Raw genomic sequence first — 15046 nt, 5'->3', positions numbered from 1 at the left:
CCTCGCATAGAAAGTCCCAAAAAGTTGGACTTAACTCACTGGTGGGCTGCCTCAGGGTTGGCCTCGTGCCCGTAGAGGTAGCTGAGGACGGAGTTGCGCAGGCGATAGTACTGGGGATCCTCAAGCATTCGCTCGCGGTCGCGAGGACGCGGGAAGGGAATAGAGATGATTTGCCCGATGGTAGCCGCAGGGCCACTGGTCATCAAGACCAAACGGTCGGCCAAAAACAGTGCCTCGTCAATGTCATGGGTGATCATCAAAACTGTGCAGCGATGTTCCTCCCAAATGCGCAGCAGCTCCTCCTGAAGTTCTTCTTTGGTGATGGCATCCAAAGCCCCAAAGGGTTCATCCAAAATCAGCACTGCTGGGCGAATTGCCAAGGCACGGGCAATGGCCACCCGCTGTTTCATCCCTCCGGAAATTTGCGGAGGATATTTCTGGGCTGCTTCCCCCAGCCCCACCAGATTCAGGTGTTCTTCTACAATTTGATGCTTTTCTGACTGGCTCTTTTGGGGAAACACCGCCTGAACAGCCAAGTAAACATTTTCATAAACTGTGAGCCAGGGCAAAAGAGAGTAATTCTGAAACACCACCATGCGATCTGGCCCAGGAGCTGTAATTGGCTGGCCTTTGAGCTTTACCGAGCCGCCGGTGGGCTGGGTAAAGCCAGAAACCATATTCAGCAGGGTGGTTTTGCCACAGCCGGAATGCCCAACGATGCAAACAAATTCTCCTTCACAGACGCTGAGGTTGATATCGCGCAATACGGGATACTCCCCCCTAGGAGTTGGGTAAGTCTTGCTGACATTCTCAAGGGTTAAGTAGGGCTCTGCGGCTGTGGCTACTGGGGTAGAGGTTGTCAAGAGGGCAGTCATCGTGGGGTGCTCCAATTCATCGTTTTCTCACAACTGGGAACGTGCTTTTGCCAAGGAGATCTCTAGAGCAACACGGGACGACGATCCCAAGCAACCTCGGCCACGTAGATGTCGTGCTTAATTGCCAGACTGTTGAGGTAAGCCAAGGGATCCTCACCATTAAAAGGGATCCCGTCGAACAATTGAATGGGCTGGCGTTGGTAAGACACATCCAGCCCCAGCTCGCGGGCCGCCGTACTGAAGACTCCCACCTGACACACCCGCTCCACGATCTCTACCCAGTTGCGCGGGAAGGGCAGATCCCCCCAGCGGGCCATTTGCGTCATCATCCACAGATGCTCGGTGCGGCTGGGACGGTTGCCGGCGCCCAGAAAGAAGCGGTGGTGGGCATATTCCCGCATTGGCATGTCTAGGTCACAGAGCAGGCGCTGGGGATCCCCCAGGTGAATGTAGGAAGGATCAGTGCTCAGGTAGGCGCGGCGGCTGAGCAGCTCGCGAATCTCGTCGTGGTGGGCCGGATCTTCACAGTAGCGACAGGCTTCCAGCAACGCTTTCACCAGGGCAATGTGGGTATTGGGATAGGCCCTGGCCCAATCCTCCCGCACCCCCAACACCTTGCCGGGGTGGCCGGGCCAGATTTCCAGATCGGTAGCCACCACAAAACCGCTGCCCTCCAGAGCGGCCCGCAAGTTCCAAGGCTCTCCTACACAGTAGCCGTCGATGTTGCCGGCTGTTAGGTTGGCCACCATCTGGGCCGGGGGCAGGGTTTTCAGCACAACATCGTGATCCGGATGGATCCCGCCGGCTGCCAGCCAATAGCGCAGCAGCAAGTTGTGCATGGAGCTGGGATGCACCACCCCAAAGGTCAGCCGACGGCTGGGGCTATCTAAGATGTAAGCCCTCAACTGGCTCAGCGTGTGGATCCCTTGCTCGTAGAAGCGCCTGTGCAGGGTAATGGCATTGCCGTTGCGGGTCAAGGTAAGGGCAGTCACCACCGGCTGAGGCGGATTGTCCCCGCCGCCCAGAGACATCCACACCGGCATGCCAGCGGGCATTTGGGCCGCATCCAAGTAACCTCCCTGGATGCCGTCTTGGATCCCTCGCCAACTGGTCTCCCGCACCAGATTGACTTCTTCCAGGCCGTGTTTGGCAAAAAACCCCTTTTCTTTGGCCACCGCCAGCGGGGCGCAGGCGGTCAGGGGCACAAAGCCAATCTCCAAGTTGATCTTTTCCAAACCGTGCCTGGCCACTACGGTGCTGCGGCGGGCCCGCCACTGCTTGATCCGTTTTTGCTGGTTCAAAAAGTAGATGATCTCGCTGCGATAGCTGTAGTAGCTGGGGTGATTGACCACCTCCAACCGGCGGCGGGGGCGGGGAATATCGATGGTTAAAATATTGCCAATTCGGGATCCCGGCCCGTTGGTCAGCATCACCACCCGATCCGAGAGCAGGACGGCTTCATCCACATCGTGGGTAACCATAAGGGTAGTCACGTGATGTTCTTCGCAGATGCGCATCAACTGCTCCTGCAGATTCCCCCGTGTAAGGGCATCCAAAGCGCCAAAGGGCTCGTCCAACAACAACACCTTGGGCCTTACCGCCAAAGCGCGAGCGATGGCTACCCGCTGCTTCATGCCCCCTGAGAGTTGCGCTGGGAACTTATCCGCCGCCTGCCGCAAACCAACCAGATCGATATGTTCTTCGACAATCTGCTGACGCTCTGCTGGGGAGTAGTTTTTCAGCACAGCGTCTACGGCCAGGGCAATGTTTTGCCGAACCGTTAGCCAAGGCAAAAGGGAGTAATTCTGAAACACCACCATGCGATCGGGGCCGGGAACGGTGATGGTGTGTCCATCCAAAGCCACGATCCCTCCGGTAGGTAAAGACAACCCCGCCACCATGTTCAACAGGGTGGACTTGCCGCAGCCGGAGTGGCCGATTAAGGAGACAAACTCCCCGCGGTGAATTTGAAGATCGATCCCCTGGAGAGCAAGATATTCTTGGCCTCCAGGCAGACCAAACGCTTTTTCCACTTGCTCTACACTGACCAATACAGACACAGAAGACCTCCCCACCTGTAGATACTCTCAATTTGTTCGGCAACTCGGATCCCAGACCTCAATTCTACTCTTTTTGAAGAGCGGATTGGAGCAAATACTCAAAGACAATGGAAGAGGGATCCCAACTCAATTGGATGGACATCCAGTGAAAAGATCTGCAAACGGGGCTAGCGATTGGCTATTTTGTTTTGCAGGGCAGCCACCAGCCGATCCAAAAGCAAGCCCACCGCCCCAATGTAGATGACAGCAACGATGATCTCAGTTACATAGTTCTGCTGGTAGGCATCCCAGATAAAAAAGCCGATCCCTGGCACGCCAGACATGACAATTTCTGCAGCAATAATCGCCAGCCAGGAGAGGCCGATGCCAACTCGCAAACCTGTGAACATGTAGGGCAAAGCAGAGGGCAACAGCACTTTAAAAAAGAAGTCTATCTTGGAAAGCCTCAACACTCTAGAAACGTTGATGTAGTCTTCCGGAATCTGCCTTACCCCCACTGCTGTGTTGATCAAAATGGGCCAGATCGAGGTAATGAAAATAACAAATAAGGCAGCCGGCTCATTGCGCTGCAAAGCCGCCAAGGAGATGGGCACCCAGGCCAAGGGAGCCACCATGCGCAAAAACTGGAAGATGGGATCCAAAGCGCGGTTGATCCACACGCTGCTGCCCACCAAGATCCCCAGGGCAATGCCCACTAAGGCAGCGCTGCAGTAGCCGATGGCAACCCTTTGCAGGCTGGCCAAAGTTTGCCACAGCAGCCCTTGGTCGAGGTCGCTGTTGCGATACAGAGGATGCAGGATTAGATAACGGCTGCGCTCATCCATCCAAATATCCCACGGTCCCGGCAGCCGGATCAGGTTGGCGCTGGACAAAAGTTGCCAGATCAACAAAAATCCGGCAATGCCAACCACGGGAGGGAGGATCTGATCCCGATACTTGGCAAAGTCGAACTTGGCCGTCGAAGACTTTGTCGGAGAAGAAAGTGTCGTCGTCATGGCTCCTAGAGAGGATAGGGTTTTACACAGTTCTCCGTTGCTGCGCCCCCAGAACATCTCGACCGAGGGGTTCTACAGAGTGCTGGCAACAGAGCACGAGCTTGGATCAGACTTGCCTTTTCCTTGGACGGGCAAACACAAGGACTGCAAGCTCGACAAAACTCTCACAACAATCAGTAAAATCAGCGCCCCCATCGCTATCGAGAGGATGAGCTTGTCCCAGTGGGGCTGAGCCGGTCTCTCGAAGCAGGGATCCCTGGAGTATTCCCGCGGAACGTGAAGTAGAGCTAACATAGCCGATCCTCGCCATAGCGTTCAGAAATCTTCATCAGAATCCTTCAAAAGGCGCAAGGCTAACAGTTTAACTTGATGGGAGCGGGCAGCTCGGCCCAGCTTTTTTTAACTCAATGGAATCCCGCCAATGGTCTGGATCTCTACTACACAAGAAGCACGTCTATGTTGACCTGAGCCGAGACTAGGCCCTCTTGATTTTCAGGCTGTTCAAGTAGGCCTGGGGATCTTGAGGGTCAAACACCACCCCATCGAAGAAACGCTCCGTTCCTCGCGAAGTGTTGCTGGGAATGTTCTTCACCCCCAAAGCCTGGGCGGCCTCGCGCCAGAGATCTTCGCGGTTGACCTCATCCACCAGACGGCGGGCAGTATCCAGATCCTTGAGGAAGCGAGCGTGGAAGCCCCAACGCAGCGATTCGGTCAAGAACCACAGGTCATGGCTCTTGTAGGGATAGGAGACGCTGCCCCGCCCATCTTCCCAGTACAGGGGCCCGGCGCTGAAATCTTGAACAGCCGGCTTGCCGTCTCCCAATTCGTACTTGCCCTGAAAAGGAGGCGTGAGAACCTCGACCGGCACATTTAGATAAGCACGCCCCGAAAGGATGCGCACCAGCTCTTCACGGTTGGCCGGATCGTCGCACCATTGCTGCGCTTCCATGACCGCCATCAAAGTGGCCTGCGTGGCCTTGGGGTTTTTCTCCACCCAGTCGGCGCGAATGGCCAAGTATTCTTCAGGGTGAAAAGGCCAAATCTGCTGGGTGAGAGCCGCCATGAAGCCGATTTTATCGGCCACAATCCGGTAGGGCCAGGGATCCCCGGTGCTAAAAGCATCCATGGTGCCATTGCGCATCCCCTGCACCGTCTCGGCAGAGGGTACCGCCAACAGGTCGATGTCTTGATCCGGATCTATCCCCCCAGCAGCCAGCCAGTAGCGGATCCAAAAATCTTGATTGACGTTGGGGAAGGTATGGGCGGCCTTGAATTTGCGTCCGTTGCTGGCGCTGAAATTTTTGATGTAGTCTGCGGCTCCGGAAACATCCAGCCCCAAGCCCTTGCCCGCATGCATTCCGGCAATGGCAATCCCGTTGCCTTGGGTGTTTAACTGACACAGAACCGCCATGCGCACCGGCTGGTTGTTGGTGATGGCGCCGATGTGGATCAGATGGGGCATCGGCATCTGCCACTGGCCGCCGTCAATGCCCCCACCCGCCGAGCCGATCACCACGTTGTCGCGGGCTGCCGGCCAACTGGCCTGCTTCAACACCTCTACGCCGGTCATGCCGTGCTTGGCGAAAAAGCCCTTCTCCTTGGCGATGATCAGAGGGGCAGATTCCACAATCGGAATAAAACCCAGCCTGAGGTTGGGGGTTTCCGGGCCGCTGGCTTGAGCAACCCAGTAGCCCGTACTGGCCCGTGCTAGGCTGCCACTCACAAGCCCACCCACTGTGGCTGCACCCGCGGACAACAAAAAGCTGCGACGTGATGTCATGATCACCTCATCTTTGACAGAATATGTGAGCGCCAAGCAAAACCTTTCCAGTTCAAGCCGCTAGACCGACGGATTCCCCTCGTAAAGAAATCCTTAAATCTCAGCTTGGTTGATATCCTAAAAGCAGACAGGCATAGAGACAATACAATTATTCTTTTGATATCTATAGGTTTCTCTCTATCTTCTAGTAATTCTCGAAGGAGTTGCTCTCCGGTGGCAGAGGGCTTTAAGCAAAACGGCTCAACGGATGGGGGATCCCTGCCCCATGCCGGCTATCACTGGGACGGTTGTGCCGAGCCGTTTTTTGAAGGTTGGTACAGCCGTGTCACCTTGCCCGGGGATCCGCCCCTCAGCTTTGCCTTCATGTACGCCATCGATCCCAGGCGAGGAGGCATGGCGCAGGTGTTGGGGCCGGACGAGGAGCTGCAGTGGCGCACCTTCCCCAACCCGCAGCGCTTCTGGGCCAGTTGGCGGCATCTGGCCTTGGGGCACTCCGGCGGGCCAGGCGAGAGCTGGCGAGGGCTGCAGGAGCCCCTCACCTTTTTCCAGCGCACCGCCAGCGGCTACCAATACAGCGCCCACCTCAACCAAGGGATCCTGCCAGATCCCACCCAGGCCGAGCCGGTTCGCTGGCTCTATCGCATCCAACCCTGCTGCGCCTATGGGATCCCGCCGCGGGCCACCATGGGAGCCTGGTCTTATCTGCCCATCTTTGAGCCGGGCTGGCAGATCCTGATGAGCCACGGCCTGGCCAGCGGCTGGGTGGAGTGGCGGGGCAGGCGCTACGCATTCGAGCAGGCCCCCGCCTACGCCGAAAAAAACTGGGGGCAGAGCTTCCCTCGTCGCTGGTTTTGGATCCAGTGCAACGCTTTTCCCGACCATCCCGGCCTCAGCCTCACCTGCGCCGGAGCCGAGCGACAGGTGCTCACCCGCCCCGAAGAAGTCGCCTTAATCAGCTTGCATGGGTGGGGATCCCAGCCTTTTTTGGAATGGCGGCCCGGCCAAGCGCGGCTAAGCTGGCAAGTGGATCCCTGGGGATCCTGGCAGGTGCGCGGTGAGGGATCCCACTGGTGCATCCAAGTAGAAGGTCATACACGGCAGCCTGGGCAAACCGTCTTCACCCCTGGCCCGCAAGGGATGCGGCGCAACTGCCGCGACACCTTGGCCGGCCATCTACAAGCCCGCCTGTGGCGGCGCAACGGCCAAGTCTGGATCCAGGTGCTCACGGCCAGCAGCTCCCAAGCCGGCCTCGAGGTGGGGGGAGAAGTTCTGCGCTCCTGGCCAGGGCATTGTTGAACCTTGGCGGATATCTACACCCCCCTTGGACTTTCCCAAAAACGCTCTTGTGCTAGAATACCTAAGCCACACTGATAGGCGTCCATCTCTGAAGAGGAGAGACAGGTCTTCAACCGTGGCTGTTTCGCTTTTCTTGCGGGTAGATAGCTTGCGCCTGTAGCTCAGTGGACTAGAGCACGTGGCTACGGACCACGGTGTCGGGAGTTCAAATCTCTCCAGGCGCGTCAGGATCCCAGATGATTTTTCGTCTGGGGTATTTACCCTACCTTAGTTGGCCTGAATCCTGTGTTAGGATTAGGCCTATCAAGTCCGCCTTGATGCAGGCGTAGGGAGCCCGAGGATCATGTTTGAACGCTTTACAGAAAAAGCCATCAAGGTGATCATGCTGGCCCAGGAGGAGGCCAGACGGTTAGGTCACAATTTCGTTGGCACTGAGCAAATCTTGTTGGGGTTAATCGGCGAGGGCACTGGGGTCGCCGCCAAAGTTCTCAAGTCCATGGGAGTGAACTTGAAGGACGCCCGCATTGAAGTCGAGAAAATTATTGGCCGGGGATCCGGCTTTGTGGCTGTCGAGATCCCTTTCACTCCCCGCGCCAAGCGAGTGCTGGAGCTCTCCTTGGAGGAAGCTCGCCAGCTCGGCCACAACTACATCGGCACTGAGCACCTGCTCCTGGGCCTGATCCGCGAAGGGGAAGGGGTAGCCGCCCGCGTTCTGGAAAACCTGGGGGTGGATCTGTCCAAGGTGCGCACCCAGGTGATCCGCATGTTGGGCGAGACCGCCGAAGTGACGGCAGGGGGTGGATCCTCCAGCCGCACCAAAACGCCAACCCTGGACGAATTCGGCTCCAACCTCACCCAATTGGCCCAAGAGGGCAAGCTGGATCCGGTGGTGGGTCGGACGCGGGAGATCGAGCGGGTGATCCAGATCTTGGGCCGCCGCACCAAGAACAACCCCGTCCTCATCGGCGAGCCGGGCGTGGGCAAGACCGCCATTGCCGAAGGTTTGGCCCAGCGCATTGTGCAGGGGGATGTGCCCGACATCTTGGCCGACAAGCGGGTAGTCAGCCTGGATATCGGCCTGTTGGTGGCCGGCACCAAGTACCGCGGCGAGTTTGAGGAGCGCCTCAAGAAAATCATGGATGAGATCCGCAACGCCGGCAACATCATCCTAGTCATCGACGAGGTGCATACCCTCATCGGGGCCGGGGCTGCCGAAGGGGCCATCGATGCTGCCAACATCCTCAAGCCCGCCCTGGCCCGCGGCGAACTGCAGTGCATCGGCGCCACCACGCTGGATGAGTACCGCAAGCACATCGAGCGAGATGCCGCTCTGGAGCGTCGCTTCCAACCCATCATGGTGGGCGAGCCGAGCGTTTCAGAGACAATCGAGATCCTGTTTGGCCTGCGGGAGCGCTACGAGCAACACCACAAGCTGAAGATCTCCGACGCGGCTTTGGAGGCAGCGGCCAAGCTGGCCGACCAGTACATCTCCGACCGCTTCCTGCCGGACAAGGCCATCGACCTCATCGACGAGGCGGCTTCACGGGTGCGCCTGATCAACTCGCAACTGCCGCCGGCGGCGCGGGAGCTGGATCAGGAGCTGCGGCGGGTGCTCAAGGAGAAGGATGCCGCAGTGCGGGCCCAAGACTTCGACAGGGCCGGTGAGCTGCGGGATCGGGAGATGGAGATCAAGCAGCAGATCCGCGCCATTGCTGCTGCCAAGAAGGCTGAGGAAAGCAGCCGCGAAGAGATGCCGGAGGTCACCGAAGAGGACATTGCCCAGGTGGTGAGCGCCTGGACAGGGGTGCCGGTGGCCAAGCTGACCGAGAGCGAGTCAGAGAAGCTGCTGCACATGGAGGAAACCCTGCACCAGCGCATCATCGGCCAAGATGAGGCGGTGCGGGCCATTTCCCGTGCCATTCGTCGCGCTCGCGTGGGGCTAAAAAACCCCAACCGCCCCATCGCCAGCTTCATCTTCTCCGGCCCAACAGGGGTAGGCAAAACCGAGCTGACCAAGGCCCTGGCGGCCTACTTCTTCGGCTCCGAGTCGGCCATGATTCGCCTCGACATGTCGGAGTACATGGAGCGGCACACGGTCAGCAAGCTGATCGGATCCCCGCCCGGATATGTCGGCTACAACGAGGGGGGCCAGCTCACGGAAGCGGTGCGGCGCCGTCCCTACACGGTGGTGCTCTTCGACGAGATCGAGAAAGCCCACCCGGATGTGTTCAACCTGCTGTTGCAGATCCTAGAGGATGGCCGCCTGACCGACGCCAAGGGCCGCACGGTGGACTTCAAAAACACCCTGATCGTGATGACCTCTAACATTGGCTCGAAGGTCATCGAGAAGGGTGGTGGCAGCCTCGGCTTCGAGTTCAACACCAACGACGAAGATGCGAACTACAACCGCATCCGCAACCTGGTGCACGAGGAGCTGAAGCAGTACTTCCGCCCCGAGTTCCTCAACCGGGTGGACGAGATCATCGTCTTCCGGCAACTGACCAGGGATGAAGTGAAGCAGATCGCTGATATCCTGCTCAAGGAAGTGTTCGACCGCATGAGGGAGAAGAAGATTTACCTCACGGTCAGCGATCGCTTCAAGGATCTGCTGGTGGAGGAGGGCTACAACCCCAGCTATGGGGCACGTCCGCTGCGCCGCGCTATTCAGCGCCTGTTGGAAGACATCTTGGCGGAAGAGATCCTGACTGGCCATGTCAAAGAGGGCTCGGAAGTCCTCATCGATGTGGACGAGGAGCGCAAGCCCAAGGTGCTGGTCACAGAGCCGGAGCGGGTTCTCTTGCCGCAGGGAGCGGAGTAAAGCTGCCGCGGGACATCTGAGTCTCCCCTTCCGGTTCTGGTTCCTAGGAAGACAAGGGATCCGCTGCTGTTCTCGGATCCCTTGCTCTTATCCTTCGTCTGTGTTGCTGTTCTAGGCAGTTGTCTTTAGAGTCAAGGGATTGGCCGTAGGAGAACTTTGGCATGGTGCAATCGACCTACTACTATGGCGGCGCTCCGGTTCGGACTCCGCCTCCCGATTTGGCCTCGCTGCTGCTGCAGGAGCGCATTGTCTACCTGGGCCTGCCCCTAGCAGAGGAGTCGAATGCCAACGTCACCAAGCTGATTGTGGAACAACTGCTGTATTTGCAGTACGAGGATCGGGAAAAGCCGATCAAGATGTACATTAACTCGACGGGCACTTACAACTACGACACGGCAGCGTTTGCCATTCTGGATACGATGAACTACATCAAGCCGCCGGTGCATACCATCTGCATTGGCAATGCCATTGGCATGGCGGCCATGCTGTTGGCAGCGGGCGCCAAAGGGTTCCGGGCCAGCTTGCCCAATGCCACAATCGTGCTGCATCAGCCCTACGGTGGCACTCGCGGACAGGCCAGCGATATTGAAATTCGCACCCGCGAGATCTTGACCTTGCGCAACATGATGCTGGAGGAACTATCCCGCAGCACGGGTCAGCCTCTGGAGCGCATCAAGAAGGACACAGAGCGGCTGTTTTTCATGACTCCGGAAGAGGCCAAGGCCTACGGCCTTATCGATCAGGTGCTGACCAGCTCCAAAGTCCTGCCGAAGTTGGCAACAGCCAAAAATTAAAACAGCGGGATCCGTCAATGGTTCAAGTCCCTGTACAGCCTTTAACGGCGGAGGAGTACCTACGCCTCACGGACTGGCCTTATGAAGGACGGCTTGAACTTGAAGACGGGTATATCCGGGAAGTGCCAACTGAGGAGCGCATTAACACCCCCGTTGAGCTGTTTCTGATTGCAGAATTTCGGCTGCACATGCCCCCACCGCTGCTGGTGAATGAAAAACGCGATTATCAAGACAAACGCAAAGACTATGCTACCGGTGGGATCCCGGAATACTGGATTGGGGATCCTGCAAAGCAGTTCGTTTCCGTGTTCGCTGGGTTGGTGGGGAATACGAAGACGAGGTTAAAACCGGCCCTGAACGCATTGTTGCCTCGGTTTTGCCCCAGCTAGATTTGAGCGTGGAAGAAACCCTGCAAGCGTGTCGTTCTGTGTAGTGTTCCGTGCTGCATACTTTGTCAGGAGATACCTATGCCAATTGGAGTGCCTCGCGTTCCCTACCGTCTGCCCGGTGAGCCCTACAGCCAGTGGATCAGTCTCGATGACCGCCTCTACCAAGAGCGGATCCTGTTTATCGGCGAGCCCATCGATGACAATTTGGCCAATACTATCGTGGGGGTGATGCTCTACCTCAACTCCCAGGATCCCCAAAAGGATATTGTGATGTACATCAACTCTCCCGGCGGCTCTGTAACGGCGGGCATGGCCATCTACGACACCATGAACCACGTCAAGCCCGACATTGTTACCGTTTGCGTGGGCCAAGCAGCCTCGATGGCGGCCTTTTTGCTGGCTGCCGGCACCAAGGGAAAACGCTTTGCCCTGCCCCACTCCCGCATCATGCTGCACCAGCCTTCTCTGGGCACGATCCAAGGCCAGGCCAGCGATATCGAAATTCGCGCCCGCGAAACTTTGCGGGTCAAACGGCGCATGAATGAGCTCTTGGCGCAAATGACTGGCCAGCCGCTGGAGAAAATCGAGCGGGATGTGGAGCGGGATTTCTACCTCTCGGCTACGGAAGCCCAGGCCTACGGCATTGTAGATCGGGTGATCCAAGAGCGCTCGGAAGCAATGGCCAGCTAGGGGGGGATTTTGGCTCGTCGCAAAAAGACGGCCTGGGCAAGCTCCTGAGTAAGATAGGGATCCAAAGGCTGACTCTCTTTTGCTTGGCCGTTTGACGGGCCTGGATCGAGTGCTCCTGCCAGCAGGTGTGATGTTCCTTGGCTTATACGGTGTTGGTTCTGGGGTGCCGGGAGATGGGCTGAGGATCCCTGGGGTAGCTAGGATAAGGCGGGGTGAACCGAAAGCATTGGGTCAAAAGGAGTAGTGGATGGGCCAGTCTGCTGGTGTTCCTGCTGTATCCGCCGAATCAGGCTTTGGCTTTGCCCCCGGCTTCTGAAATCCCTGAGGAGGTGCTGCGGGCGCAGCCAGGTTTGCAGGCTCGCTCGCCGGTCGATAATCAGACCCTCACCGCCGGCGAAGCTCTGCAACTCCAAGCAGCCCTGGCAGCCCGGCCCGAAACCGGATCTGTTTCTCCAGAGGTGGAGCGGCTGATCTTTTTGCTCAAGCTGCGCAAAGGGTTGCGCGATCTGTTTCCTTTTTTGTTCCCCTAGCCTTTGATCCGGCTTTCACCCTCTGTCCCCCTCTCCCCAAGGGCGAGGAGGGATCCCTTTCTGGTAGCAGTAGGGGCCGGCGCGGGATCCCCAAGTCTGCTGGCCAGTGGTGGCGTCAAAGCCGCGATCCCAGGTGATGAATTCCTGAGCCGTGAGATCAAATTCGATGTGGATGTAGGTGCTGTCGCCGGGGTTGAGACGGCAGCCGCCGCCGGGCAGCATCTCGCCGTGAAAGCAGCCTGGGCGTTTCTCCACCAAAATACGACAGCCGGGCAAGTGCTCCAGGTCGGACAACGAAAGCTGCGCCAAGCGCTGCGGCTCCTGGGAGGCGCCTGCCCAAGCTGCTTGATCCCGTAACTTATAGTTCTCAATCCGCAAGGGATCTGCCAACACCTGCAGCACTCGGCTGCGGTAAAATCGGCCCGGTGTGTGCTCGTTAAATTGCTCGGTAAAAAAGCCGATTCCTTCTGAAAAGAGGTGGGGAAGGCGCACGTACCAAAGGCTCACCGGCACAAACCAGACCGGTTCTGCCATTGCTTGGGCGCGGTTGCTGTAGTAACCTTCCAGCCAATCGGCAAAAGTATTGAGGTCGGAGTCGGCAGTTGCCGCAGCAGAGGTTGTCATATGCAGGAAGGAGGGTTGCCTGTCTGCAGGATTTCTCAATCCTACGCTTATTCCACCGATGTGTACTGAGTCGGGGAAACCCTTCTTCCAGAGGGAGAAGGGAGTTGAGGATCGGCGCAACCAGAGAGCTCAGCGTTAAGGAGCGTGCTCTGCTGAAAGCAATTTTTCTTCTACCATAGAAAGCTATGGCAAAACTCACCCCCAGCTCCAGCTACAGCATTGCCCTACGTCTACGTCTGCCCAACCAGCCGGGGGCGCTGGCCCGTGTTACCCAAGCCATTGCCGAGGTGGGAGGCAGCCTCAGCCAGATTGACCTCATCCACCAATCAGCAGCCGAAACGGTGCGGGAAATCTGCGTGGATGCCGTCAGCAGCGAGCACGCCCAGCAAATTTACGCTGCTGTTGCCTCTTTGCCCAACGTGAAGGTGGAGCGGGTGGTGGATCGCACCTTTGAGCTGCATCGGGGGGGAAAGTTGCAGGTGGTGGCCAAAAGCCCCCTGGAGAGCGCCGCCGATCTGGCCATGGCCTATACCCCAGGCGTGGGCCGGGTGGCCCTGGAGATTGCCGCCGATCCCAGTGCTGTCTATGAATACACCATTAAAGGGAATTGCGTTGGCATTGTTACTGACGGCAGCGCCGTGCTGGGCCTGGGGAATATCGGCCCGGAGGCCGCTCTGCCGGTGATGGAGGGGAAGGCAGCTCTGTTTAAGCGCTTTGCCGATATCGATGCTTTCCCCCTCTGCCTGGCTACCCAGGATGTAGGAGAAATCGTGGAGACAGTGGTGCGCCTAGCGCCGGGGTTTGGCGGCTTTAACCTGGAGGACATCAGCGCCCCCCGCTGCTTTGCCATCGAGTCCCAGCTCAAGGCCCGTCTCAGCCTGCCAGTGTTCCACGACGATCAACACGGCACCGCCATTGTCGTGCTGGCCGCCTTGCTGAACGCCTTGAAGGTGGTCAAAAAAAACCTAGACGAGGTGCGCATTGTCCTCAACGGGGCAGGAGCAGCCGGGATTGCGGTAACGCAACTGCTGCGGCGGGCTGGGGCAGCCCACATCGTGGTCTGTGACCGCCAAGGGATCCTCAGCCGCTCCCGCACCGACCTCACCCCCGAGAAAGCTGCCATTGCCGTTGAGAAGAGCGGATCCCTGGCAGATGCCTTGGTGGGGGCAGATGTGTTCATTGGGGTGAGCGTGGCCAATGCCTTGACCCCAGAGATGGTGGAAAAGATGGCGCCGGATCCCATTGTCTTTGCCCTGGCCAACCCGGTGCCAGAGATTCAGCCGGAGCTGGTGAGCGGTCGGGTGGCGGTGATGGCCACCGGGCGCAGCGACTACCCCAACCAGATCAACAATGTGTTGGCCTTTCCGGCGGTATTTCGCGGTGCTCTGGATTGCCGCGCCAAGCAGATTAACACCGAGATGTGCCTGGCTGCCGCCCAGGCCATTGCCAATTTGATCCCACCTGAAGATTTGGATCCCCAGTGGATCATTCCCTCCGTCTTCGACGGGCGGGTAGTTCCCCAGGTGGCTGCCGCCGTGATCCAGGCTGCCCGCCAAACAGGAGTGGCCGGGATCCCTTGAGGGTTGCCCAGGCGGCCCTCCTTTAGGGCAACTGTGGGCAACGAAGAAGTTGCGGGCAGACAGTCCGTTGGCGGAGGAAAACCTTACCAAAAGCGGGTGGAAGGCAGCATCCGCTTGCATCAGTGGTCTGCAGGCTCCTAAAGCATCAACCCCTTAGGGTAGCAAACCATTGCAACTGCAATTTATTCACGTCCTAGCACTGCGCGGAAGCAAGCTGGCAGTGTAGGGAAAACCTCAACATACCGAGCAGCAATCTTGTCGGAAATGGCCTGGGGGACGCTTTGGAACAGCAAATGCGGCAACGTTGAAGTCCACTTTTTTGGATCCCTTGTAACTTAACAACCCTTCAAGCTTTCTTCCTTCTTTGTGTAGTATTTTGTGCAGACCTCACTGACTTCATCGATTACCCTGAGTTTTAGGTTTCTGATCACTCAGCACTCCCAATGGACATACGTAAGCCGCTCTACGTCCACATCGTCACCACGCTCACCGCTGCTAGCATTGCCGCTTTGCCTCAGTCTGACCTCGGCAGAGCCCTCAGAGTGGCTCTGGTGGTTGGAGCCGGGAACGCAGTAGCCTCGAGGATTGCTTGGTCTTCTGCCCGAGACAGGGATC

The 15046-nt window shown here is 58.0% G+C and carries 12 protein-coding genes and 1 tRNA gene; 8 read left to right on the top strand and 5 right to left on the bottom strand.

The window, feature by feature from the left end:
* Nucleotides 1-35: 35 nt before the first annotated feature.
* The 4 genes from NW841_RS01930 to NW841_RS01915 all read right to left on the bottom strand — a co-directional run bounded on the left by NW841_RS01930 (nt 36) and on the right by NW841_RS01915 (nt 5710).
* On the bottom strand, nt 36-875 hold the full coding sequence (locus NW841_RS01930; RefSeq protein ID WP_414385130.1) for an ABC transporter ATP-binding protein: 840 nt from the start codon (nt 873-875) through the stop codon (nt 36-38).
* 62 nt (nt 876-937) lie between these two features.
* Entirely contained in the window at nt 938-2935 is a 1998-nt protein-coding gene (locus tag NW841_RS01925) for a nitrate ABC transporter ATP-binding protein (protein ID WP_414385127.1), read from the bottom strand.
* A gap of 167 nt (nt 2936-3102) precedes the next feature.
* Complete coding sequence (gene ntrB / locus NW841_RS01920) at nt 3103-3930, bottom strand: nitrate ABC transporter permease (RefSeq protein ID WP_414371386.1); 828 nt, start codon at nt 3928-3930, stop codon at nt 3103-3105.
* 475 nt (nt 3931-4405) lie between these two features.
* The gene (locus tag NW841_RS01915) at nt 4406-5710 is read right to left on the bottom strand and encodes a CmpA/NrtA family ABC transporter substrate-binding protein (RefSeq protein WP_414385125.1); all 1305 of its coding nucleotides are present in this window, start codon (nt 5708-5710) and stop codon (nt 4406-4408) included.
* A gap of 213 nt (nt 5711-5923) precedes the next feature.
* Here NW841_RS01915 and NW841_RS01910 point away from each other — a divergent pair, with 213 nt between their 5' ends.
* From NW841_RS01910 to NW841_RS01880, 7 genes are all read left to right on the top strand, one after another.
* Nucleotides 5924-7006, top strand: coding sequence for a tocopherol cyclase family protein (locus tag NW841_RS01910; RefSeq protein WP_414385122.1), 1083 nt, complete (start codon nt 5924-5926; stop codon nt 7004-7006).
* A 150-nt stretch (nt 7007-7156) separates the two neighbouring features.
* Nucleotides 7157-7230 (top strand) — tRNA-Arg (locus NW841_RS01905).
* A gap of 119 nt (nt 7231-7349) precedes the next feature.
* Nucleotides 7350-9824: an ATP-dependent Clp protease ATP-binding subunit gene (locus NW841_RS01900; RefSeq protein ID WP_414364112.1), complete on the top strand. Its 2475-nt coding sequence runs from the start codon at nt 7350-7352 to the stop codon at nt 9822-9824.
* 161 nt (nt 9825-9985) lie between these two features.
* Complete coding sequence (locus tag NW841_RS01895; RefSeq protein ID WP_414364113.1) at nt 9986-10618, top strand: ATP-dependent Clp protease proteolytic subunit; 633 nt, start codon at nt 9986-9988, stop codon at nt 10616-10618.
* Nucleotides 10619-10635: 17 nt separating this feature from the next.
* Complete coding sequence (locus NW841_RS01890) at nt 10636-11007, top strand: Uma2 family endonuclease (protein ID WP_414385120.1); 372 nt, start codon at nt 10636-10638, stop codon at nt 11005-11007.
* Nucleotides 11008-11085: 78 nt separating this feature from the next.
* A complete protein-coding gene (locus NW841_RS01885) occupies nt 11086-11697 on the top strand; it encodes an ATP-dependent Clp protease proteolytic subunit (protein ID WP_414364115.1) in 612 nt (203 codons plus the stop codon).
* A gap of 212 nt (nt 11698-11909) precedes the next feature.
* A complete protein-coding gene (locus tag NW841_RS01880) occupies nt 11910-12227 on the top strand; it encodes a hypothetical protein (RefSeq protein ID WP_414385117.1) in 318 nt (105 codons plus the stop codon).
* A 15-nt stretch (nt 12228-12242) separates the two neighbouring features.
* Here the strand turns inward: NW841_RS01880 and NW841_RS01875 are convergent, their stop codons facing one another.
* Nucleotides 12243-12851: a chromophore lyase CpcT/CpeT gene (locus NW841_RS01875; protein ID WP_414385115.1), complete on the bottom strand. Its 609-nt coding sequence runs from the start codon at nt 12849-12851 to the stop codon at nt 12243-12245.
* A gap of 185 nt (nt 12852-13036) precedes the next feature.
* On the opposite strand from NW841_RS01875, the gene NW841_RS01870 reads away from it, so the two are divergent.
* The gene (locus tag NW841_RS01870) at nt 13037-14431 is read left to right on the top strand and encodes a malic enzyme-like NAD(P)-binding protein (protein ID WP_414385113.1); all 1395 of its coding nucleotides are present in this window, start codon (nt 13037-13039) and stop codon (nt 14429-14431) included.
* The last annotated feature ends 615 nt before the right edge of the window (nt 14432-15046 follow it).

The sequence above is a fragment of the Synechococcus sp. H60.3 genome (genome assembly GCF_047462295.1).
GTDB lineage: Bacteria > Cyanobacteriota > Cyanobacteriia > Thermostichales > Thermostichaceae > Thermostichus.
The sequence above is the reverse complement of the archived record's forward strand: the minus strand, read 5'-3'. Positions and strand labels throughout refer to the sequence as shown.